This window comes from Thalassotalea coralli, from assembly GCF_055786205.1.
On sequence record NZ_JBVVBK010000005.1, the window covers coordinates 115508 to 137819 of the forward strand.

The 22312-nt window shown below is 39.7% G+C and carries 23 protein-coding genes; 13 read left to right on the forward strand and 10 right to left on the reverse strand.

Annotation, left to right across the window (positions count from 1 at the left end):
• The first annotated feature begins 251 nt into the window (after positions 1-251).
• The gene (locus tag ACOB80_RS13645; protein ID WP_473166402.1) at positions 252-1004 is read left to right on the forward strand and encodes a substrate-binding periplasmic protein; all 753 of its coding nucleotides are present in this window, start codon (positions 252-254) and stop codon (positions 1002-1004) included.
• Here the strand turns inward: ACOB80_RS13645 and ACOB80_RS13650 are convergent, their stop codons facing one another.
• On the reverse strand, positions 1005-1838 hold the full coding sequence (locus ACOB80_RS13650; protein ID WP_473166403.1) for a CPBP family intramembrane glutamic endopeptidase: 834 nt from the start codon (positions 1836-1838) through the stop codon (positions 1005-1007). It abuts the gene before it with no gap.
• A gap of 223 nt (positions 1839-2061) precedes the next feature.
• Here ACOB80_RS13650 and ACOB80_RS13655 point away from each other — a divergent pair, with 223 nt between their 5' ends.
• From ACOB80_RS13655 to ACOB80_RS13690, 8 genes are all read left to right on the forward strand, one after another.
• Positions 2062-2781, forward strand: a complete 720-nt coding sequence (locus ACOB80_RS13655) for a transporter substrate-binding domain-containing protein (protein WP_473166404.1) — start codon at positions 2062-2064, stop codon at positions 2779-2781.
• 56 nt (positions 2782-2837) lie between these two features.
• Entirely contained in the window at positions 2838-3338 is a 501-nt protein-coding gene (locus tag ACOB80_RS13660) for a nuclear transport factor 2 family protein (RefSeq protein WP_473166405.1), read from the forward strand.
• 299 nt (positions 3339-3637) lie between these two features.
• A complete protein-coding gene (locus tag ACOB80_RS13665) occupies positions 3638-4195 on the forward strand; it encodes a DUF2975 domain-containing protein (RefSeq protein WP_473166406.1) in 558 nt (185 codons plus the stop codon).
• Positions 4195-4398, forward strand: a complete 204-nt coding sequence (locus ACOB80_RS13670; RefSeq protein WP_473166407.1) for a helix-turn-helix domain-containing protein — start codon at positions 4195-4197, stop codon at positions 4396-4398. Before ACOB80_RS13665 ends, ACOB80_RS13670 begins: the two co-directional genes overlap by 1 nt.
• Positions 4399-4414: 16 nt before the next feature.
• Positions 4415-4942 carry an outer membrane beta-barrel protein gene (locus ACOB80_RS13675; protein ID WP_473166408.1) on the forward strand — a complete coding sequence of 176 codons (528 nt, stop codon included), beginning with the start codon at positions 4415-4417 and terminating at the stop codon, positions 4940-4942.
• Between the two features lie 567 nt (positions 4943-5509).
• Positions 5510-6241, forward strand: coding sequence for a hypothetical protein (locus ACOB80_RS13680; protein WP_473166409.1), 732 nt, complete (start codon positions 5510-5512; stop codon positions 6239-6241).
• A gap of 221 nt (positions 6242-6462) precedes the next feature.
• Complete coding sequence (locus ACOB80_RS13685; protein ID WP_473166410.1) at positions 6463-7224, forward strand: substrate-binding periplasmic protein; 762 nt, start codon at positions 6463-6465, stop codon at positions 7222-7224.
• 104 nt (positions 7225-7328) lie between these two features.
• Positions 7329-7649 carry a DUF6172 family protein gene (locus ACOB80_RS13690; protein WP_473166411.1) on the forward strand — a complete coding sequence of 107 codons (321 nt, stop codon included), beginning with the start codon at positions 7329-7331 and terminating at the stop codon, positions 7647-7649.
• A 674-nt stretch (positions 7650-8323) separates the two neighbouring features.
• Here the strand turns inward: ACOB80_RS13690 and ACOB80_RS13695 are convergent.
• The 3 genes from ACOB80_RS13695 to sucC form a co-directional block, all read right to left on the reverse strand.
• Positions 8324-9178 (reverse strand): hypothetical protein, encoded by an 855-nt coding sequence (locus tag ACOB80_RS13695; RefSeq protein ID WP_473166412.1) that lies wholly within the window; start codon positions 9176-9178, stop codon positions 8324-8326.
• An 89-nt stretch (positions 9179-9267) separates the two neighbouring features.
• Complete coding sequence (gene sucD, locus ACOB80_RS13700) at positions 9268-10140, reverse strand: succinate--CoA ligase subunit alpha (RefSeq protein ID WP_386034845.1); 873 nt, start codon at positions 10138-10140, stop codon at positions 9268-9270.
• On the reverse strand, positions 10140-11306 hold the full coding sequence (sucC, locus tag ACOB80_RS13705) for an ADP-forming succinate--CoA ligase subunit beta (protein WP_473166413.1): 1167 nt from the start codon (positions 11304-11306) through the stop codon (positions 10140-10142). Before sucC ends, sucD begins: the two co-directional genes overlap by 1 nt.
• A 702-nt stretch (positions 11307-12008) precedes the next feature.
• Here sucC and ACOB80_RS13710 point away from each other — a divergent pair.
• The 4 genes from ACOB80_RS13710 to ACOB80_RS13725 all read left to right on the forward strand — a co-directional run bounded on the left by ACOB80_RS13710 (position 12009) and on the right by ACOB80_RS13725 (position 14406).
• A complete protein-coding gene (locus ACOB80_RS13710) occupies positions 12009-12590 on the forward strand; it encodes a Crp/Fnr family transcriptional regulator (protein ID WP_473166414.1) in 582 nt (193 codons plus the stop codon).
• 83 nt (positions 12591-12673) lie between these two features.
• Positions 12674-13300 (forward strand): nitroreductase family protein, encoded by a 627-nt coding sequence (locus ACOB80_RS13715; protein ID WP_473166415.1) that lies wholly within the window; start codon positions 12674-12676, stop codon positions 13298-13300.
• Entirely contained in the window at positions 13297-13749 is a 453-nt protein-coding gene (locus ACOB80_RS13720; RefSeq protein WP_473166416.1) for a DMT family transporter, read from the forward strand. The genes ACOB80_RS13715 and ACOB80_RS13720 overlap by 4 nt, the downstream gene beginning before the upstream one ends.
• A 3-nt stretch (positions 13750-13752) precedes the next feature.
• Complete coding sequence (locus tag ACOB80_RS13725; protein ID WP_473166417.1) at positions 13753-14406, forward strand: GNAT family N-acetyltransferase; 654 nt, start codon at positions 13753-13755, stop codon at positions 14404-14406.
• A gap of 202 nt (positions 14407-14608) precedes the next feature.
• Here ACOB80_RS13725 and odhB read toward each other — a convergent pair whose 3' ends face one another.
• The 6 genes from odhB to sdhC all read right to left on the reverse strand — a co-directional run bounded on the left by odhB (position 14609) and on the right by sdhC (position 22307).
• Complete coding sequence (gene odhB / locus ACOB80_RS13730) at positions 14609-16093, reverse strand: 2-oxoglutarate dehydrogenase complex dihydrolipoyllysine-residue succinyltransferase (RefSeq protein WP_473166418.1); 1485 nt, start codon at positions 16091-16093, stop codon at positions 14609-14611.
• Between the two features lie 38 nt (positions 16094-16131).
• Entirely contained in the window at positions 16132-18939 is a 2808-nt protein-coding gene (locus tag ACOB80_RS13735) for a 2-oxoglutarate dehydrogenase E1 component (RefSeq protein WP_473166419.1), read from the reverse strand.
• Between the two features lie 156 nt (positions 18940-19095).
• A complete protein-coding gene (locus ACOB80_RS13740; RefSeq protein WP_473166420.1) occupies positions 19096-19806 on the reverse strand; it encodes a succinate dehydrogenase iron-sulfur subunit in 711 nt (236 codons plus the stop codon).
• Positions 19807-19818: 12 nt separating this feature from the next.
• Positions 19819-21591: a succinate dehydrogenase flavoprotein subunit gene (gene sdhA / locus ACOB80_RS13745; RefSeq protein WP_473166421.1), complete on the reverse strand. Its 1773-nt coding sequence runs from the start codon at positions 21589-21591 to the stop codon at positions 19819-19821.
• The gene (sdhD, locus tag ACOB80_RS13750; RefSeq protein WP_473166422.1) at positions 21592-21939 is read right to left on the reverse strand and encodes a succinate dehydrogenase, hydrophobic membrane anchor protein; all 348 of its coding nucleotides are present in this window, start codon (positions 21937-21939) and stop codon (positions 21592-21594) included.
• Positions 21933-22307: a succinate dehydrogenase, cytochrome b556 subunit gene (gene sdhC / locus ACOB80_RS13755; protein ID WP_473166423.1), complete on the reverse strand. Its 375-nt coding sequence runs from the start codon at positions 22305-22307 to the stop codon at positions 21933-21935. The genes sdhD and sdhC overlap by 7 nt, the downstream gene beginning before the upstream one ends.
• Positions 22308-22312 lie beyond the last annotated feature (5 nt).

Here is a 22312-nt window from a genome sequence, read left to right on the forward strand (position 1 = left end):
GCAGAATACATACCAAATTAAAAAACCTTTAAAAACAGCTTAATAGAGAACATGGACTTTGAGCGACTGGTCAATTTCACGACAGAAATAATCAAAATCACTAAAATAATAGAATAATGACGTTTCTGAACACACCAGCTTACAATTCGAATACATTGGCACTATAGTGTGTGATATCTGTAAAAAAGTGACCCAAGTTCGACTTGTTAGATACTACCTATTATTAACTTATTACAAGACTAACATCCGTTATGGTTATTAAATTATTAACTCTTACTTTTTATGTTTTAGTTGTATTAACTAGCAAACATGTCTGTGCGCAAGATAAATTAAACATTGTCGTTGGCTTAGTTAAACCGCCTTACATAATTGAAGGACCAATGAAAGGGTTTGAAATAGAGCTTATTGACCACATCCTTGAGCAAATGAATTCGTCCGCCAATTACATTTTTGTATCTTACGGGCGTTCAGCAAGAATGCTTACGGAAACAGATGTCGATGCCATTTTAACTATCAATGAAAGCCTAGTTAACAATGAAGGAACATTGTCAGACGTTTATATTACTTATCAAAATGTAGCGATATCCCTTGAAAACAACCATTTAGAAATAAATGATATCGACGATTTAAGTAAATACAGTCTTGCGACGTTTCAAAATGCACATAAGGTATTAGGTGAAGCGTTTGCTAAGAGTGCAGAACAAAGCCCTCTTTATGCTCAAGTTGCCAATCAAAAGCTGCAATTAGAAATGCTTTTTAAAGGGCGCACTGAAGTTTTAATCATGGATATTAATATTTTTAACTATTACCTAAAAACTTATGCGGCTCATCCGTTGAAAAAACAAGTTAACATTCACAGGATTTTCTCAAAAAGCCCTTATAAAGTTGCTTTCAAAGAAGAAAAGATCGCCATCCGTTTTAATACTATTTTAACATCTGTTTTGACATCTGATTTCTATAAAGAACTTCTTGCCAAATACCAGCTACAAGATCAACAGCATTGATTATTTTAGTAACGGGTAAGTAAAAAATAAGAGGTGCAGTAAATTCAAACTAAAGTGCGTCAAAATTGCAAAAATTAGCTTTCCAGAAACTGCATATACTACACCGTATAAAAAGCCGGCAATCGTTGCAATAACTATATATTCAAACCCACCAGCAAAATGCGCGACACCGAATAACACACTAGCTATTAACAGCCCGATTATCGGAGAAAAGCGGCTCGATACTTTTTGCTGAATGTAGCCACGAAAAAACAATTCCTCCGCAACGCAGGTTAATAACAAATTGTTTAAAGCAAATAACCACCACCAATGAGGAATTCGTATATCTACTTCGATAAGTTGGCATGCCAGCGCCAAACTAAAAATTAAGAAAAAACTTAGCAAGACCAATAAAGCTTTTATCGTTATGCCAGTTCGATTTATTTTAAAAAGAATAAGGCTACGGCTCGCATCATTTCCTGTAGACTGGTTTGATAGCATGGCAGGAAAAAGGAGTAACAGCGCGAATATGATCATCGGCTTGTCAAAATTTAAGTAGAGAGAAAATGCCTGACTATTTGTGCTTTTCTGAACCTCATCAAGCACTAACAAATTATTAAACCCAGGAATAGCATGAGCCGCGAGCCCAATACACATCACAATCACCACTGAGGTTGAAAGCTTTTTTAACCAGAGGTTTTCCGTTTTGTTAGCAAGGGAGCTTAAACCAAATAAAACTGAAACAGCTATAATGCCAACACCGTTTATTGCACCAAAAACACCCCCCATTGCCAAGGCTGCAGCCACACCATAAGGCCACAGATTTTCCTTAGTAAAGACCAAAAAGATACTCATGAATAAGAAAGCCCAAGGTATCAAGGCACTCGACAATAAAGGCTCTGCAATCATATCTAGGATAGTATATTGGTGAAGTAGTATTAGGTTAACACATAAAATTAAACATGTTACAAAACAGAGACTAATATCTTTTCGGGCAAATTTCGCACATTCAGACTACTTAGGCACGTACAATTAATGGTAAAGTATCAATGTGTTTATTGTCCTTAGTAGTTGTAAAGTGAAAGTTTTAGTCGCGCTGCTGTTTAGCGTTAGTTTCTCCATTAATGCCATTGAAACCCTGTCATTAGCCGTTGGTCACGACCATAAAAAGATGGTTGAAAAGTACCCTTTTTACGCCGCCTCTTGGCAAATTTTAAATGAAGAACTACTGAAACTGGGCTATAAAGTACAAGCCAATGCCTACCCTTGGGCGCGAGCCAAAGAATCAGTAAAGCAAGGAAAAAACCACGGACTATTTCTAGCAGCAGCATTTAAAGGTAGAGATGAATGGGCACATTTAAGTAACCCAATTGGCCAAGATCAATTTGGCTTGTTCTATCAGGAGCAAAGCAATCGAAATGCACCAATTGGCACGGTAAGGCTTAAAAGCAGAAGCGGCCAGTTATCGTATTTAGATCCATCTAAACAAGTGCAAGTAGCAACGGCTCAAGAAGGCTTAAAGCTGCTTAGTAAACAAAAGTTAAGCGCATTTGTGATGTCGAGAAGCTATGGTGAATATTTGCTCGACACCGAATTATCTTCTTTTAAAGCCGGCATGAAATTCGACGAAGAGTCTGCTGAAATATACACCGCCCACGTAGCTATTGGCAAAGAGCACCCACAAAGCCAGCAAACCTACCAGTTGATTAACCAAGCGATTAAAAACGCGATTGACTCAGGCCGTTACCTTCAATTAATGAAAGCTCACAAAGCTGCATCCTATCAACTCATCAAATAGGTTGTTTAACGTAAACACCTTGAATGTTTCTAATTTGTTAGCAATAGTTGCACATTATGAAAAGACTATTACTTACATTTTTTATTATGACAACGCTTTCGACGGCTCAAGCTAATTCATTAAATAACGCACAGACAGATCAAATCGTAGCGGCGACAACAATTGTCGTTAATCACATTTTTAATGCAGCAAACGAAAAGCGGTATTTAGATGGATTGAACTACTACTCGGACGATAAAAACGCATTTTTCGTTAGCGATGGTCAAATACAATCCCTAGAGCAACTCAAGAAATCATATGAAATTGCTGGTGCCGCAGTTGAAGATTTACATAACGAAATTCTAGCGTGGAATGTTAATGTATTAAGCGAAGAGCTAGTAACATTTACATTGCCTGTAAAATTACGCCTTAAATTAAAAGGCGTTAAAGAATATACTGGGCAGATTATTTGGTCCGCTGTTTTGAAAAAGATTGATGGTCAATGGCTAGTCATTCAAAGCCATGAGTCTTGGTTAAATCCTACAGAAATGGCTCAAGCGCTATCAACTAAAGAATAATCACTCTAGTAAAAAGCAATTCACCAGCCAAAGAACAGTATATTAATCTCGAGAAAAAGTTCTTTGGTTGATCTGATTCACACTTTTCTTTCCTCTATTTCGACAATCTAAAATTCCATTAAACATATTTCTTTATAAAGTTAGCTAAAAACATGCTAACTATGTCTATTAATTCACTTCTCCCTGCACCGACAATTAATGAAACTCAAACTTTTTTTAATGTTTATCATTAATTTTTTATTGCATTACAACTAAACACTTGATAATTTATCACCATCTAAATCTATTGTTCGACATAAATGAATAAAATAAGTTTTGCCAGTCGTATTGTTCAAATAGTGTTGGTGATCTACGCAGCACTTCATATTTACATGTGGGCTTTTTCTATTGTTGAGCCGCATTTTGCGCAGACCGAACAAGGTACCGAGAACTATGAAGTTTCAGTAAAAGTAAATATTGAAAACTTAGACCCTGAATACCAACAATTGGCTAATGTAAACATGAACCCAGCCTTATGGCTAAATACCCCAGATACCGTATTTCAACTGGCAATCTTTTTGTTTTTGTTTTTGTTATTTGAGCAATTTCGACACGGAAACATCTATTCTCAAACGGTAATTAATCAAATAAAACACATTGGTCATATCCTCATATTCTGGCCATTATTTGAATTGATATATGGACCATTGCTAATTTTAACGTTAAAGATTATCGGCAAAATTGAGCATGGCGAAATAAACGTGTCGCTAAATAATGAAGGCTTAGAGATGCTTGCCATAGGTTTAATGCTTACCGTCGCTAGCTGGATAGTCGCAGAGGGTAAAAAGCTTAAAGACGAACAGGATTTAACTATCTAATGGCTATTATTGTAGAACTTGACGTAATGTTAGCAAAACGCAAAATGCGACTAAACGACTTGTCTGAAGCGATAAACATTACGCCACAAAACTTATCAATCTTAAAAACAGGTAAAGCGAAAGCGATTCGATTTTCAACGTTAGACGCTATTTGTCGAGCTCTTGAATGTGAGCCTGGCGATATTATCCGCTTTGAACCTTAGGACTAGGAGAGTAATCATGTTAAAAAAAATAATAATGAGTTGCGTATGTTTGTCTAGCGCCGTTTTCGCAAACAATGAGTGGAGTTCACCGAACTATGCCCTTGGATTTTCGTTAGAGAGCGACAAATCATTGCTTATTCCAAAGAACGCTAATGTCACTCAAGATTTAACGCCAAAACTATCTTTATCAGCGAGTGTTGATAAACAGCTGAACGCGGACTGGGTGTTAACAACAGGTGTGAGTATCGATTATAGTCAAAGTAACATTGACTTGGCTGTTGAAGATCACACCGTGTCATCTACCATAGAAAATTCAGGCATTTGGCTGGACTCCAAGCTTTCTTACCAATCGTTTCATAGAAACGTTAATCCCTTCGTTGAAGTGAGTGTTGGTCAAGTTTATGGTAAATACCATGCACTAGGACAATCACATTCAGACTGGCAAACAGGTGTTAAGGTTTCGACAGGTCTAGAGTTTAATCTTTCGAACGACAGTACTATTTCACTCGCTGTTGGCCATTCAAATATAGACTCGATGAACTAGAGCATTACCCGATTCTAGATATAAAAAGGGGGTGGTAAATCGGTCATCTCCTTTCATAATCTTCACTTTCATTGTTTTTCAAAAACAATTAATTTAGTGATTGCCAAAACAAAAGGTGTCGTGGTTAAAATTACCATTACCGTAAAACGCTGAAGATTTTGCCAATAAGGCGAATACTAATTTAGTTATCTCGGTAAATAACCCAACTCGTTTAACAACTATATAACAAAAAGCCAACCTTCTGGCTTCGAGTTTGCACGAGAAAACACAGCTTTTTCGGACCGATAGCCTCAAAATATACACTCTAATTTCCAGAAAAATTTAAATGTGAACTATGTTGCAATAAATCATTAAGTTACGATTTTTATCCCATCAATTTGAATTAGCGATCCATCTTCTTTTAAGGATGTGCCATCACTATGAACTTTTAGTGAAATTTATTAGCAAACCACTGTTTAACCGCGTTTTTTGATAAACTGCCCTTTCGGTTACAATTAAATTGTAAAAAAGTTTGTTTTTAACATTAATTTAGTTGAAAATGAAAAAAAAAGGTTAACGGAATGTAGTATGAAATTAATAAATAATATTGTTATCAGTCTTATTATTTTAAACGCTAGCCTAGTAAATTCAGCTTCTGCTGGACTTATTCATAACGGATATGAGTGGCTAGATTTAGATGTTACACAGGGGATGTCTAAATCGCAGGTTGAAAATACCATTTTAACTCAAGATCAATATCAAGGTTATCAATACGCTTCTACAGCAATGGTAAACGATTTATATATTGATTTGATCACAGGTAGCTTTGACTGGACAGATGCCAACGCTGGGTGGCGCTCACTGTCAAATTTAAATGATGCTCAAGAAGATATATTTTCTTACTTATCAGGCGGTTACTCCGAAGGTAGAAACTGGGCAATTAACGGCCTGTCAACCGATAGATATGCATTCGGTTGGTTATTTACAGAATCTCCAGATTCTCATAATGGCACCTATTCTGCCGGACACAGAAATTTAGTGTGGGATTCTCAAGGAAGCAATAGACAAGTATTTGATCGAAATATTGCCGATAGTACTAGCTTAGCTTCACCTGTTGAATGGGTTTCTTTTAATAATGAGAATTCTGCATACCACTGGGCATCACATGCTTTAGTAAAAGTTTATTCGCAGGAACAAAGGCTATCAGCACCTTTACCAGCACCTGGTAATGCTTCTCCAATTGCTGAGCCATCGATGCTTATTGTGTTTTCTATAGCCTTACTAACACTTGTTAGGTTTGGCAGAAAGCAGTCATTCTAAAATTTAGACGCGCTTCTCCCGACTAAATTTATAAAAGCTCCCTTTCAAGGGAGCTTTTTTGTCTCTTTAACTTTGTAATATTTATTTTGAAACTGACACCTTGATTCCTTACAAAATAGCTTCAGCTTATATTTCCCCCTCTAGATCTCGCTGACAATTAGCATTAGCTCACTTATCCAACTAAGCTTTTATTTATATTGTAAATTGAGGAACGCTTAGTAATGAGAACGAAGTATTGGCTATTCATTTGTTCGTTGTTTTTCAGCCAAACATGGGCAAATACGACAATTACCATTAGCACTTCTGAGTGGCCGCCATTTATTTCTAAAAATGCCCCACACCAAGGTTATATTAGCCAAGTCGTTTCAGAAGCTTTTGCTCAATCAGATATAACTGTTAAATTCGTTTACGTGCCTTGGGCTAGAGCTTATGAAAAAGCCAAAGTAGGCGATGTTGACGCGACTTCCTATTGGTATGATGACGCTAAGCACAAAGAGTATTTCTATTTAAGTGAGCCGTTAACCTCAGAGAAAACCTTATTTTTTCGTTTAAAATCAGATTCCCCTGCAACGTGGCAGTCGTTAGAAGAGTTTGAGTCATTATCAATGGGGATCACCCGAGGGTACACCTATACAGATTCACTTTGGCAGTATGCGCGAAACAATAAAGATAACGTGTCAATCGTTGGTTCTGACGTTCAAAACTTTAAAATGCTACTGCTTGGCCGAATAGATGTAACCCCAGTACAAGAAATTGTTGGCTGGCACTTGTTACACACCTTATTTGCACAAGAACAAGTCGACCGCGTAGAAGTAATGCAGCCTCCCCTACTCGTTACTACTGGACATTTATTCTTTCCAAAAGCTAAACCTAGCAGCATTGAGTTAAGAGAGAAGTTTGATAAAGGACTCTCAATACTCGAAGCCAATGGCAGGCTTTACGAGTTAAAAGAAAAGTTGATTAAAGGCTATTATTCTAAATAAATATTTTTCTCTGCCCGCTATTCACTACTGACTCTATTGGTTCCGTGGTAAAATAACCGCCACAGAAGCACCTTTGCTTCTCTCCTCATAATATAAGGCACATCATGAGAAAAACATTTTCTTTAACTCACCCTAAAATTAAACGACCACGACTCGTTGACGCAATAAAATATGAAATTAAAAAATACTTAAAACGCGAACGCAACAAAACACTACCGAAAGGCGCAGATTTTTGGGACTTTGACTGTAAATATGGAAGCACTGCTGAGACAGCGGACGTTATCCATGTTTCTGCCCTTAATAAGTCAATTGATGACGCTGAAAGCAGAGAATTAGACAGCTTTTACATTGAAATATTAGCGAAGACAGGCCATCGCACACCTAGAAACACAGAAGTAGATATTGACGAGGATTTCTCAGAGTAATTCTTTTTGAACAGAGAATTGTGATTCATTAAAGTCATATTGCGGCAATGACCGCTGCACCCAAAGGGAGTTGTTCGGTGAACTCCCTTTGGAAACCATCACCGCCTTACTCAACAAAACTGTTAGATTGAATTTACGCTTATGTGAAACATGCTCAACATTCATCCATGGATGCTCACAATACTCAGCTTCCTACCTCGTATTCACAACGCTTTGTAAACTCAAGCTAACATGTAGATAAAGTGACAGGTATTAAATTCAAGGCTCATTTCTTTTTAAAATAAAAACCCAAAATACAAAGAGATTCATCACGATACTAAAACGAAGCATTAGTCTGCTTGGCAAAATGTCTGGATGAGAAATAAATTTCAGCTATTGCTGGCAGGGAAAGCCAGCAAAGTTCAGTCAGCGCATGGAAGTGCTGTCTGAACATTAGCTCGATAAATTTATTTATCAGGAAGGAAAGCATTTTGCAGCAGCGCCATGGGTTCCAAGGGAGCTGCGGCGCGAGCGCTCCCTTGGGTGCAGTCGCCACCGCGACAATATAATCGGAACTAGAAAACCGTACTCAAAAGTATTTCAAAGAAATCATTTACTCTGACCCCATTGATTTCGAGCTATCGAGCACCCTCGACAAATAAACAACCTGTATTAAATTGGGATCCGCCCCCAATTTATTCGTATTCGCTACCTTTTAATCCTTCGTGAAAGTGTACTTCCAATTGTTTTGTCAATATGTGCTTAGCATGACTATCAAAGTCACTACTATCTATAGAGTTTCGAACGCTACTATATAAAGCTTTCGCTTTATGCCCTGAAATTATTTTTCTTTCATAACATACACTTACAATTGGAAACAACCAGTCGATATTAGATTTAATAGAGGCAACATATCCCGGCAATCGGCACTTCGTCAAAATACGCTTTAATAACCATACGCACTGATTGATTGTATGTGCGATCTGGTACTCACCAACAATAATGTTATTTTGTTGGTTTTTATAATTTATGTATTCGTTTTGATAGGTACCATTGTTTACGTAAATTAATTCATTAAATGTCAGATAATTACCTCTATATTCAAGTCCAATTGGCTTACTTAACAAGGTGTTCAAAACAGACTGCTGCTCCACAAATATCTTTTGGAAGCTATCAAACTCTATCATTTGTGTATTAATATTATCTTTAATTGAAGCCTGTTTATTTTGAATACGTAGCTGGTCTGCTTGCTCTTTATTTGCTTTAGTATTCTCTTCCATTTCAAGTCTAGTAAGCCTTAATTCTCGAAGTTGAATCTGAATACTCCAAACGAGTAATGACACTGTTGCAAACCCTAAAACTGGATTTAATACCCCTCCCAGAAAGTCTCCAAATTGAGCAGAAGATTCTTGAGTTAGTACAGTAGAACTAAAAAAATTGTAAAAATAGAAAATTAGTAATCCTAGTGCGATAGCAACCAATGTATATTTTCCTATTTTTAAAGCTCTTTTTTCACTAGTAGTTATAAAATCATTTTTTAAGCCTTCCATAAATTTAGCCTCCATTAACTTCGTTTACTGATAACAAAAAACCCGCCATTAGGCGGGTTTTTCAAATCTTTCAAAAGAAAGCCAGCCGATTACCAACCAGTCTTCTCTTTAAGTGCTACACCGATGTCTGCTAAAGAACGAACTGTCTTAACACCAGCAGCTTCTAATGCTTTGAATTTATCGTCAGCAGTACCTTTACCACCAGCGATAATCGCACCAGCGTGACCCATACGCTTACCAGCAGGAGCAGTAACACCAGCGATGTAAGAAACAACAGGCTTAGTTACATTAGCTTTAATGTACTCAGCAGCTTCTTCTTCAGCTGTACCACCGATCTCACCGATCATTACGATAGCTTCAGTTTGAGGGTCGTTTTCGAACATTTCTAAAACGTCGATGAAGTTAGTACCTGGGATTGGGTCACCACCGATACCAACACATGAAGACTGACCAAAACCAGCATCAGTTGTTTGCTTAACTGCTTCATAAGTAAGTGTACCTGAACGAGATACGATACCTACTTTACCTGGCTTGTGGATGTGACCTGGCATGATACCAATTTTTGATTCGCCTGGAGTGATAACACCTGGGCAGTTTGGACCAATCATGCGAACGCCAGTTTCTTCAAGCTTAACTTTAACGTCAAGCATGTCTAACGTAGGGATACCTTCAGTGATAGTAACGATTAACTCGATACCAGCATCGATAGCTTCTAAGATAGCATCTTTACAGAAAGGAGCAGGAACGTAGATAACTGTTGCAGTTGCGCCAGTTGCTTCTACAGCTTCACGAACTGTGTTGAATACTGGAAGACCTAAGTGCTCTTGACCGCCTTTGCCTGGTGATACACCACCAACCATTTGCGTACCGTATGCGATAGCTTGCTCTGAGTGGAAAGTACCTTGACCACCAGTGAAACCTTGACAGATAACTTTAGTATCTTTGTTAATTAATACAGACATTATTTGCCCTCCGCAGCAGCAACTACTTTCTCAGCAGCGTCTTTTAATGATTCAGCAGCGATGATGTTTACATCTGAGCTTGCTAATACTTCACGACCAGCTTCAGCGTTAGTACCTTCTAAACGTACAACTACTGGTACTTCAACACCTACTTCTTTAACAGCAGCGATGATACCTTCAGCGATCATGTCACAACGTACGATACCACCAAAGATGTTTACTAATACTGCACTTACGTTGTCATCAGATAAGATGATTTTGAATGCTTCTGCTACACGCTCTTTAGTTGCACCACCACCAACATCTAAGAAGTTAGCTGGCTTACCGCCGTGTAAGTTAACGATATCCATTGTACCCATTGCAAGGCCAGCACCGTTAACCATACAACCAACGTTACCGTCTAATGCTACGTAGTTTAATTCCCACTGTGCAGCATGTGCTTCACGCTCGTCTTCTTGCGAAGGATCGTGCATTGCGCGGATTTTTGGTTGACGGTATAAAGCGTTTGAGTCAACGCCGATTTTGCCGTCTAGACAGTGAAGGTTACCTTCTTCAGTAATTACTAACGGGTTGATTTCTAATAAATCAAAGTCGTGATCACTAAACATGTTGCCAAGACCCATGAAGATCTTAACGAATTGCTTCATTTGCGTTGGGTTTAAACCAAGTTTGAAGCCTAACTCACGTGCTTGGTAAGCTTGAGGACCTACTAATGGGTCGATCGCAGCTTTGTGAATTAAGTGAGGAGTTTCTTCTGCAACTGTTTCGATGTCTACACCACCTTCAGTTGAAGCCATGAATACAACGCGACGTGAACCACGGTCTACAACAGCGCCAAGATATAATTCGTTAGCGATGTCTGTGCAGCTTTCAACTAAGATTTTAGCAACAGGTTGACCGTTTGCATCTGTTTGGTAAGTTACTAAGTTTTTACCTAACCAGTGCTGAGCGAACTCTTTGATTTCTTCTTTGGTTTTTACTAGCTTTACACCGCCAGCCTTACCACGGCCACCAGCGTGAACCTGTGCTTTAACTACCCACATGTCTCCGCCGATTTTGTCGGCAGCTTCTGCAGCTTCTTGAGGTGTATCGCAAGCGTAACCTTCAGAAACCGGTAAACCATATTCAGCGAAAAGTTGCTTCGCTTGATACTCATGCAAATTCATGATGCTTTTTCCAATTACTGTTTTGGGTGGAATTAGTTAGCATAAACTCTTTCGAGTATTTACACTAAACGATATTAATTGTGCCGTGATTATATAGATAAAAGTCAAGGGATTAAACCCCTTATTTCTATATTCAATTAGATTAAAATTGCCTATCACAAGATAAAAAGATAATCTTGACACGCAACCAAATAATTTCCTTTAAAATCAAACGGTTCAATTATCACCGACTTACAAACATATTACAAAATCGATAATACAACTTTAGTCTAATAGCGAGGCAATGCAAACCTAGCCATAGACTTTGGCTATAAGTAACCCAAATAATTCATTGAATTTAAGATTTCCGTAACAAATTAAAGCAAATTCAATGGGTGCTTTTTAACTTTTTGGCCTTTTTCTTTATTTATTTATTTTGAATAAATACTAATTTTTGAGCAATTTAGTGTTTCCACAAGAGAGGCTATGAAAGTACCTCTGAAAGTTTCACACATGTTTTTTAATTCAAATTAGCGGCCAAAGCATTCTATATTTAGCTTATCCTTTCAATAATGGAAAGCATGAAGAGAAAGCGGAAGTGCTTTACCTATTGTGATAGAAGCTTTAAGACGAATACCGATGAACAATTTAAGTATATTGTTAGGCTTATCTACTTCACCTTAATATGCTGTTAAACTGGCGAAAAAAAGAAATTAATTGATTATGCTAGCATTAGACCATTTAAGGCGTGTCATGGATACTTACTCGCCAATTTCAGATGAAACGTGGCAATCCTTGCAAACTTGCCTGTCGTTAAGAGCACTCTCCAAAGCAGAAATGCTTTACCCTCAAAATGCCGTACCAAAGCACTTTGCTTTTTTACACAAAGGTTTAATGCGCGCTTATCTTATAGATGAGCAAGGTAACGAATATAACAAGCACTTTTTTTCAGAGGGTCGTTTTCCTGGCAGCATGTCTGCATTACTAAAAAATAATCCAAGTTTTCTCGCCATTGAAGCTATTGAAGCGTGTGAAGTCATTGAAATTAACTTTAGTCAATTTCGAGAGGTTATGTTCGATAATACTGAGCTGATGAAATTTCAAATACATTATTTGGAAACTCACTGGTTACTGGAGAAAGAACCTAAAGAAATAGGTTACTTGCAGTTTGAAGCAAAAGATAGGTATCAAAAATTTCTACAAACCTTTGGCGAAATAGGTTCGCGCCTACCTCAGTACCATATAGCGAGTTACTTAGGAATAACGCCAACTCAACTAAGCCGTATTAGAAAAGAATTGAAGTAAATCGAATTTTATCAACATATGTAAATGAAGAGCATTTAGGGCAACTGTAAGATGAGCTTATTGAAACAGATGAGGTAAGCACAATGAACTTTATAGATGCACTAAAATGGCGCTACGCGGTCAAAAAATTCTCTAATCACAAGTTAAACGAACAACAAATTCAACCGTTAATAGATAGTATCTGTTTGAGCGCAAGTGCCTATGGCTTGCAACCCTATCGCTTGTTCGTTATCCAAAGCGATAGTATTAAACAGCAACTACTACCGCACAGCTATGGACAAGAAAAGGTTGCACATTGTTCACATTTATTTGTACTTGCACACCGAACTGAGATTACACAAGTAGATATTGACGAGTATATTGCTGGGTTAGCAGCTTGCCAAAATGTGCCCATTAACAATTTAGCCGGCTACCGTGAAGTTATTAGTAATGATCTGCTCTCGCGGTCAGCCCAAGAGCAAGCGAATTGGAGCCGCGAGCAGGCACATATTGCATTAGGAAAGCTGCTAAGTTGTGCTGCTGTACAAAACTTAGATACATGCCCCATGACAGGTTTTGATATTGACGGCGTAAACTCTGTTTTGTCACTTAAAGAAAAAGGCTTTAGCGCAGCCATTTTTTGCCCTATAGGTTTTCGCAGTGAACAAGATAGTGCGGCAAGTCGCCCAAAATATAGAAAATCCTCTGAAGAACTGGTATTTAACCTATGAACTCGTTATGGCCTATAGCAATACTAGCGGGAAGTTGTATTGCTATCCAAGCGGCAATGAATGCTCGCCTTGGTGAATTACTAAAAAGTGCATGGCTGGCTACTGGTTACGCATTTCTTACCAGCTTTATAGTAGTGTTCATTTATGTGTTTTTCTTCCACCATAAACAAGTAGTAGAGCAATGGCAAACTATCGCTTTTTCACAAGTACCATGGTATTTGTGGTTGTCATGTCTGTTAAGTGTTTTTGGTGTTGGAAGCATGTATTGGCTTATCCCCAAAATGGGAGCTGGTAACTTAATAAGCTATGCATTAACAGGTCAAATAATTTTGGCTATGGTAATTAGTCACTTTGGTTTTTTTGACACCCCACAAAAACTAGTAAACATGACTAAATTAATTGGTTGCGGCTTACTAATCGTCGGTATTATTTTAATTAACAAGGAGTAAAAAGTGACTTTGTTTTTAGCAGAAAATTTGAAAAACCTAGATCAGTTTTATCAAAGTTTTCCCCATAAACAGGAAGACAACAACTACCGACATACTAGCTGGCCTAACAAACTATGGCGAAGTGACTTTGCACCTATCGACAAAAAACAGTGGCTCGACAGTGTTAATGTATCTCAACGAATTAATCCCGAAAATTCACACTTAGTTCGAGTTCAACTGGCAACAATGTCATTGAGCCTTGAAAATGTAGAAGGTGTAAAAGATAAACATGTTGAGATAGTTTCAACGCCTAAAGAGCTTGAATTGTGGGCTCAAGTTTGTGGTGAGGCATTTGGTTATCTAATTGATGTAGAGCCACTTAACTCATTACTATCAACAGAAAATGCATTTGTTTTTGCCTATTATCTTGAAGAAAAATTAGCGGGAACTGCTATTGGCTTTAAAACATGCAATGTTATGGGGATACACCAAGTAGGCGTTCCAAAAGCGCACCAAGGCAAAGGTATAGCAAAAGCCCTAATGGCCCACCTAATATGGTTTGCTAAAACAGAGAATTGCAACTTGATAACCTTGCAAGCTTCAAAAAGCGGTCTCCCAATTTATAAATCCATGGGATTTGTAGACGATGACTTTGTATCTCATCTATCATTGTCATGAGTGTTCGAACGATTAAACCAAGCGACTCTTTATCATCCGTTACTAAGTTATGTTGCTCTGTGGTCGTAAGATAACGCCAAGTACATCATAGGTAAGGTTTCTACTTTACCGTCAACTGCCCATGTGAGCACGGTCTTGGATTTCGGTAATAAAAAAGCCCCGCTAAATAGCGAGGCTTTTATAAAATCTCATTAAGCTTAGATTAGATATCTAAAAGAAGACGTGTTGGATCTTCAAGTAACTCTTTAATCGTTACTAAGAAGCCTACTGACTCTTTACCATCGATCAGTCTGTGGTCATAAGATAACGCTAAGTACATCATAGGTAAGATTTCTACTTTACCGTCAACAGCCATCGGACGATCTTGGATTTTGTGCATACCTAAGATAGCCGTTTGTGGTAAGTTGATGATTGGCGTAGAAAGCAATGAACCGAATACACCACCATTAGTGATAGTGAAGTTACCGCCTTGCATATCTTCCATCGTTAACTTGCCGTCACGACCTTTAATCGCAAGGTCTTTAATACCTTTTTCGATACCCGCCATGCTTAATTGGTCAGCATCGCGAAGTACAGGTGTTACAAGACCACGAGGCGTCGATACTGCAATAGAGATATCGAAGAAGTTGTGGTAAACAATGTCATCACCGTCGATTGACGCGTTAACAGCAGGGAACCGCTTAAGTGCTTCAGTTACCGCTTTTACGTAGAAAGACATGAAACCTAAACGTGTGTCGTGTGTCTTTTCGAATACGTCTTTGTACTGCTTACGAAGATCCATAATTGGCTTCATGTTAACTTCGTTGAAAGTAGTTAACATTGCAGTAGAGTTTTTCGCTTCTAATAAACGGTTAGCGATAGTCTTACGTAAACGTGTCATAGGTACACGTTTTTGGCTACGCTCGCCTAATACATTAGATGCCGCTGCTGCTGGGGCTGGTGTTGAAGCCGCCGGAGCTGCTGCAGGCTTGTTAGCTGCTGCTTCTACGTCTTCTTTAGTGATACGACCGCCTTTACCTGTGCCTTTAACATTTGCAGCAGTTAAGCCTTTTTCCGTCATTAAACGACGTACTGATGGGCTAGCAATTTCGTCACCTGAAGATGCTGGTGCTTCTTCTGCTGCCGCAGCTGGAGCTGCCGCCGCTGATGCACCTGCTACTAATTCAGCAATCTTTTGTTGACCAAGTACAGTGTCACCTTCGCCGTTTAAGATTTTGCCCATAACGCCGTCAGCAGTTGCTGGAACTTCAAGTACCACTTTATCAGTTTCAATTTCAACTAATACTTGATCGCGTGATACTGCATCGCCTTCAGCAACATGCCATGTAGCAACTGTCGCATCAGCAACTGATTCTGGTAAAACTGGTACAAGAATATCTTGTGTTTCACCACCGGCTGCTGGAGCTTCTGCTGCCGGAGCTGCTGCTGGAGCACTCGCTGCTGCCGCTGCACCCGCTTCTAAAATAGCAATTACTTGCTCGCCTAGAACAGTTGCGCCTTCAGCTTCACGAATTTCAGTAATCGTACCATCGCTAGTTGCTGGTACTTCAAGTACAACTTTATCAGTTTCAATATCAACTAATACTTGATCACGAGAAACGCTATCACCTACTTGAACATGCCAAGTAGCTACCGTTGCGTCAGCAACTGATTCTGGTAAAACAGGAACCTTAATTTCGGTTGTCATTCATTTATTCCTTACAATCTTTTAACCACAACAATGGTCTACTCAACATTTAGCGCATCATGAACTAGCGCTTGTTGTTCTTTAACATGGACAGACATATAACCAACAGCTGGTGCTGCAGACGCCTTACGGCCAGCATATGTCAAATAAGTACCCTCAGGGATCGCCTGTCTAAAGTGGTGCTGCGAGCAGTACCATGCACCTTGGTTTTGTGGCTCTTCCTGACACCAAACAAATTGCTTAACATGGCTGTATTTTTCAATCTCAGCAGCTAGCTCTTTCTCTGGGAATGGATATAACTGTTCAACACGAACGATAGCAACATTGTGCTGTTCGTTCTTACGACGTTGTTCAAGTAGCTCGTAGTAAACTTTACCACTACAAAATACAACGCGTTCTACGTTCTCTGGTTTGATATCTTCATCTACTTCACCAATCACATTGTGATAAACACCAGACGCTAACTCGTCTAATGAAGACACAGCTAATGGGTGACGAAGAAGTGATTTAGGCGACATAACCACAAGTGGGCGACGCATTGGGCGTACCACTTGACGACGTAGCATATTAAATACTTGTGCAGGTGTAGACGGAATACATACTTGCATATTGTGATCAGCACAAAGTTGCAAGAAGCGCTCAAGACGAGCAGATGAATGCTCTGGGCCTTGACCTTCGTAACCGTGTGGAAGCAGCATAGTTAAGCCACATAAACGGCCCCACTTTTGCTCACCTGACGAAATAAATTGGTCAAATACAACTTGCGCACAGTTAGCAAAGTCACCAAATTGTGCTTCCCAAATAGTTAAACCATTTGGCTCTGCTGTTGTATAGCCGTATTCGAATGCAAGTACAGACACTTCTGACAATACAGAGTCATGTACGTCGAATGGGCCTTGTCCTTCACGCACATTTTGTAGAGGCAAGTATGTGCTTGCGTCTTCTTGGTTGTGAAGAACGGCATGACGGTGGAAGAAAGTACCACGGCCGGCATCTTGACCAGTAATACGAACGCGTTCACCACGGTCTACGATTGAAGCATAAGCTAAGTTTTCAGCAAAACCCCAGTCTAATAGTTTCTCGCCTGATGCCATTTTCTTGCGGTCATCATAAATTTTCTTAACACGAGATTGTACTGGGTGGCTTTCTGGGTATGAAGAAATAGATGCAGCAAGCTCTTTTAGTTTTTCAAGCGGCATTTCACCTTCATAAGCATCATCCCAGTCATGGCCTAAGAACGGAGTCCAGTCAACTGAATGTTCAGTCATAGGACGATACTGTTCAACAGTACATTGACCTTCATCGAGAAGCTTACGGTAGTATTCAGCTAGTTCGTTTGAGCGGTCTAAACGAATGCTACCCTCTTGGTCGAGCTTAGTTGCATACATTTGACGTGGCGTAGGATGCTTCTTCACCTTTTGATACATTAAAGGTTGAGTTGCATTTGGCTCATCAGCTTCGTTATGGCCGTGACGGCGATAACAAACTAAATCAATAACAACGTCACGCTTAAATTTGTTGCGGAAATCCAATGCGATTTGAGTCGCTAAGATAACAGCTTCTGGATCATCACCGTTTACGTGGAAGATTGGTGCCTGAACCATTTTCGCAATTTCAGTACAGTATTCGCCTGAACGCGTATCTTCAGGGTTAGACGTAGTAAAACCAACCTGGTTGTTTACCACGATACGAATACTACCGCCTACCTTAAAGGCACGCGCTTGCGACATGTTAAATGTTTCTTGTACTACACCTTGACCCGCAATGGCAGAGTCACCGTGAATCGTAATAGGTAGTACTAAGTCACCTTGGTTACAGTCGCGACGATCTAAACGTGCACGTACAGACCCCATAACAACAGGGTTAACAATTTCAAGGTGAGACGGGTTAAATGCTAACGCTAAGTGAACATTTCCACCTGGCGTAACATAGTCAGATGAATAACCCATGTGATATTTAACGTCACCAGAGCCTAATGCTTCGTCAGTTTTACCGGCGAATTCATCAAAAAGCTTAGATGGGTTTTTACCCATTACGTTAACAAGAACGTTTAAGCGGCCACGGTGAGCCATACCCATAACAACTTCTTTCGTACCAGAAGCACCTGCACGGGTAATTAATTCTTTAAGCATTGGAACAAGTGAATCACCACCTTCCAATGAGAAACGTTTTGCGCCAGGGAATTTTGCGCCTAGGTATTTTTCAAGACCATCTGCAGCAATCAAGCCTTTAAGTACTTCTTCTTTTTCAGCAGTACTTAATTGCGCTTGAGACTGAACTGATTCTAAGCGGTTTTGTAACCAACGCTTTTCTTCAGTAGAGGTCATGTGCATGTATTCTGCGCCAATAGAACCACAGTATGTTTTACGCAATGCTTTGTATAAGTCGCCAAGTTTCATTTGATCTTGACCACAAGCAAAAGAGCCTACGTTAAACTCACGATCGAAGTCGTTTTCAGACAATTCGTGGTGAGATAATTGTAAGTCTCTAACCTTATCGCGCTGCCATAACCCTAATGGGTCGATATTGGCATTTTGATGACCGCGAAAACGGTAAGCATTAATTAATTGTAAAACCTTAACCTGTTTTGCATCACTGCCGCCTGAAACTACAACAGTTTTAGCGCCTTGTTTTGCAAGTTCTCGAAACTCTTCACGAATTTCAGAATGACGGTACTCCACGTCTGCACCTTCAATTTTTGGCAGCTCATCAAATACAGCGCGCCACTCTTCAGATACAGATTGAGAGTTATCTAAGTAAGATTCATATAGTTCTTCAATATAAGCAGTATTTGCACCGCTTAAATGGGAAGACTCTAACCAAGCCTTCATTACACCTTCTGGCATTGCCTGTTCCTTGAATAGGGGTAAAAGCAACAAAAAAATAAATAATAATGCGATTAAAACCCATTAGACTATAGTCTAAAAACTTAAGCCTAATAATTAAAAACTCACTAATATCCCTGAACGCCTGCGGCAGGGCTACTGCCCTGCCTAATATTTTTATACTGCGCGAGACAGTAGCATCGACTTAATGTGGCCGATTGCTTTTGTTGGGTTCAATCCTTTCGGACAAACGTCAACACAGTTCATGATGCCGTGACAACGGAATACGCTGTATGCATCTTGAAGGTCATCCAAACGTTCATCAGTCGCAGTATCACGGCTATCGATTAAGAAACGATAAGCGTGAAGTAAACCTGCTGGGCCAATAAACTTGTCTGGGTTCCACCAGAACGATGGACATGAAGTAGAACAACATGCACATAAAATACATTCGTATAAACCATCTAAGTGCTCACGCTCTTCGATAGATTGTAAATGTTCACGTGCTGGCTGTTCTTTGCCATCGTTAATTAAGTAAGGCTTAATTTTTTCATACTGGTTGTAGAACTGAGTCATGTCAATAACTAAGTCACGAACAACTGGTAGGCCTGGTAATGGACGTAAAACGATTTTGTTAGCTTTAACAGCTGACAACGGCGTGATACACGCTAAACCGTTTTTACCATTCATGTTTAAACCATCAGAACCACACACACCTTCTCGACATGAACGACGGAATGATAGCGTAGGATCTTGTTCTTTTAACAAGATTAACGCGTCTAACACCATCATGTCTGAGCCTTCAGTAATTTCCAGCTCATAGTCTTTCATGTAAGGTGCATCATCCACATCTGGATTGTAACGGTAAATCGAAAATAATTGTTTCATCGTTAATGCTCCTTAGTACGTTCTTACTTTCGGTGGGAAAGCTTCACGGTGAACTGGCTTCATGTTTACGTCACGCTTAGACATTTCTTCTGTCTCAGGTGTATAAATTGTATGACATAACCAGTTTTCATCGTCACGGTCTAAGAAGTCTTCTCGAGAGTGTGCACCACGAGATTCCGTTCTGTAGTTAGCTGCTTTAGCTGTACTGAACGCTGTTTCCATTAAGTTGTCTAATTCTAGACATTCGATACGGTCAGTGTTGAACTCACGAGATTTATCTTTAAGGTGTGCAGTCTTAAGACGCTCACGAATCTCAGTTAATTCTTTCATACCTTCAGCCATTGCTTCACCTTCACGGAAAACCGAGAAGTTTAATTGCATACACTGTTGTAGGTCTTTACGAATTTGTACTGGATCTTCACCGCTTGTTGAAGACTCCCAACGGTTATAACGAGAAAGAGCTGCATCAAGATCAGATTCTGACGCTTCTTTACCCATTTCAGTACCCGCTAAGTATTCACCAAGGAAGTTACCCGCAGCACGACCGAATACAACCAAGTCAAGTAGAGAGTTACCACCTAAGCGGTTTGCACCATGTACAGATACGTTAGCAATTTCACCAACAGCGAATAAACCTTCGATGATAGTGTCTTTACCTGTAGCCGGATCAAAGTGAAGTGCTTGACCATTAACGTTACAAGGTACACCACCCATTTGGTAGTGACATGTAGGAATTACTGGAATCGGCTCATCTGCAGGGTGAATATGTGCGAAAGTTTCAGACAACTCACAAACACCTGGTAGACGTTGCATAAGCGTTTCACGGCCTAAGTGGTCTAACTTAAGTTTAATGTGCTTACCGAATTGAGGATGGTCACAACCACGACCTTCACGAATCTCTGTCATCATTGAACGAGCAACAACGTCACGACCAGCAAGGTCTTTTGCGTTAGGCGCGTAACGCTCCATGAAACGTTCGCCGTCTTTATTTAGAAGGTAACCACCTTCACCACGACAACCTTCAGTTACAAGTACACCTGCACCTGCAATACCTGTTGGGTGGAATTGCCACATCTCCATGTCTTGCATTTGCACGCCAGCACGAAGTGACATACCAACACCATCACCAGTATTGATGTGAGCGTTAGTTGTAGACGCGTAGATACGACCTGCACCACCAGTTGCTAGCACTGTTGCGCGCGCTTTGAAGTAACATACTTCACCTGTTTCAATATCGATAGCTGTTGCACCAACAACATTGCCATCGCTATTTTTAACGATATCTAATGCATACCACTCAGAAAATACGTTAGTTTTGTTTTTAACGTTCTGTTGGTATAAGCAGTGAAGAAGCGCATGACCTGTACGGTCAGCTGCTGCAGCTGTACGTGCAGCTTGTTCACCACCAAAATTCTTAGACTGACCACCGAACGGACGTTGGTAAACTTTACCGTTTTCAAAACGTGAAAACGGTAGACCCATGTTTTCTAATTCGATGATTGCTTCTGGACCCGTTTTACACATGTATTCGATAGCGTCTTGGTCACCGATAAAATCAGAACCTTTAACTGTATCGTACATGTGGTATTCCCAGTTATCTTCGTGCGCATTACCTAACGCAACTGTGATACCACCTTGTGCAGATACCGTGTGAGAACGAGTTGGAAAAACTTTTGAAATCAAAGCACAGCTTTGGCCTGATTCCGAGATTGCTAATGCAGCGCGCATACCCGCACCGCCTGCGCCAATTACAATGGCGTCAAATTCACGAACTGAAACGCTCACTTACACACCCCACACTGTCAAAATGCCCATTACCAGGTAAGCTAGTAACAAAACGGCAAAGAAAAATTGTAAAACACCACGCAATAAAGCTGGTTTTACATAGTCTGACAATACCTGCCATACACCAATCCAAGCGTGAACAAGTAGTGCAAATAAAGCTAAAACTGTAGCAACTTTAGTGCATAGGTCAGAGAAAAAGCCCTGCCACACATCGTAAGTTACTTCAGGTGTTGTCACAAAGAAACCTAGAAGGTATAGCGTATAAACTGCAAGAATAACTGCAGTAGCACGCAATAAAATAAAATCATGTACGCCAGAACGGCCTACTGTTGCAGCATTGTTTACCATAAGCTAACTCCTACTACGATAGTTAACACCAACCATAATGCGATAACTAATTTTGCACTTGCGATACCAGATGCCTTCTCTTCGAAATGGCCCATATCCATAAGCAAGTGGCGAATACCGCCAAGTAAGTGATAAAGCAACGCAGACACGATGCCAATGATAATTAATTTGAAGAACACACCATCTAAAAGAGACTTAACTTGAGCGAAGCCTTCTGCTGATGATAGTGATAAAGATAAAGTCCACAATAAAATACCGATTGCGAAAACCATAATCACACCAGAAATACGGTGCAAAATAGAGGCGTGCGCAGCTGAGTGCATTTTTATCGTAGTCAGGTCTAGGTTTACAGGACGTTGTTTTTTCACGATTG

Coding starts and splice junctions, on each gene's coding strand:
- ACOB80_RS13645 (WP_473166402.1), top strand. CDS start 252: ATGGTTATTAAATTATTAACTCTTACTTTTTATGTTTTAGTTGTATTA.
- ACOB80_RS13650 (WP_473166403.1), bottom strand. CDS start 1,838: ATGAGTATCTTTTTGGTCTTTACTAAGGAAAATCTGTGGCCTTATGGT.
- ACOB80_RS13660 (WP_473166405.1), top strand. CDS start 2,838: ATGAAAAGACTATTACTTACATTTTTTATTATGACAACGCTTTCGACG.
- ACOB80_RS13665 (WP_473166406.1), top strand. CDS start 3,638: ATGAATAAAATAAGTTTTGCCAGTCGTATTGTTCAAATAGTGTTGGTG.
- ACOB80_RS13670 (WP_473166407.1), top strand. CDS start 4,195: ATGGCTATTATTGTAGAACTTGACGTAATGTTAGCAAAACGCAAAATG.
- ACOB80_RS13675 (WP_473166408.1), top strand. CDS start 4,415: ATGTTAAAAAAAATAATAATGAGTTGCGTATGTTTGTCTAGCGCCGTT.
- ACOB80_RS13680 (WP_473166409.1), top strand. CDS start 5,510: ATGAAATTAATAAATAATATTGTTATCAGTCTTATTATTTTAAACGCT.
- ACOB80_RS13685 (WP_473166410.1), top strand. CDS start 6,463: ATGAGAACGAAGTATTGGCTATTCATTTGTTCGTTGTTTTTCAGCCAA.
- ACOB80_RS13690 (WP_473166411.1), top strand. CDS start 7,329: ATGAGAAAAACATTTTCTTTAACTCACCCTAAAATTAAACGACCACGA.
- ACOB80_RS13695 (WP_473166412.1), bottom strand. CDS start 9,178: ATGGAAGGCTTAAAAAATGATTTTATAACTACTAGTGAAAAAAGAGCT.
- sucD (WP_386034845.1), bottom strand. CDS start 10,140: ATGTCTGTATTAATTAACAAAGATACTAAAGTTATCTGTCAAGGTTTC.
- sucC (WP_473166413.1), bottom strand. CDS start 11,306: ATGAATTTGCATGAGTATCAAGCGAAGCAACTTTTCGCTGAATATGGT.
- ACOB80_RS13710 (WP_473166414.1), top strand. CDS start 12,009: ATGCTAGCATTAGACCATTTAAGGCGTGTCATGGATACTTACTCGCCA.
- ACOB80_RS13715 (WP_473166415.1), top strand. CDS start 12,674: ATGAACTTTATAGATGCACTAAAATGGCGCTACGCGGTCAAAAAATTC.
- ACOB80_RS13720 (WP_473166416.1), top strand. CDS start 13,297: ATGAACTCGTTATGGCCTATAGCAATACTAGCGGGAAGTTGTATTGCT.
- odhB (WP_473166418.1), bottom strand. CDS start 16,093: ATGACAACCGAAATTAAGGTTCCTGTTTTACCAGAATCAGTTGCTGAC.
- ACOB80_RS13735 (WP_473166419.1), bottom strand. CDS start 18,939: ATGCCAGAAGGTGTAATGAAGGCTTGGTTAGAGTCTTCCCATTTAAGC.
- ACOB80_RS13740 (WP_473166420.1), bottom strand. CDS start 19,806: ATGAAACAATTATTTTCGATTTACCGTTACAATCCAGATGTGGATGAT.
- sdhD (WP_473166422.1), bottom strand. CDS start 21,939: ATGGTAAACAATGCTGCAACAGTAGGCCGTTCTGGCGTACATGATTTT.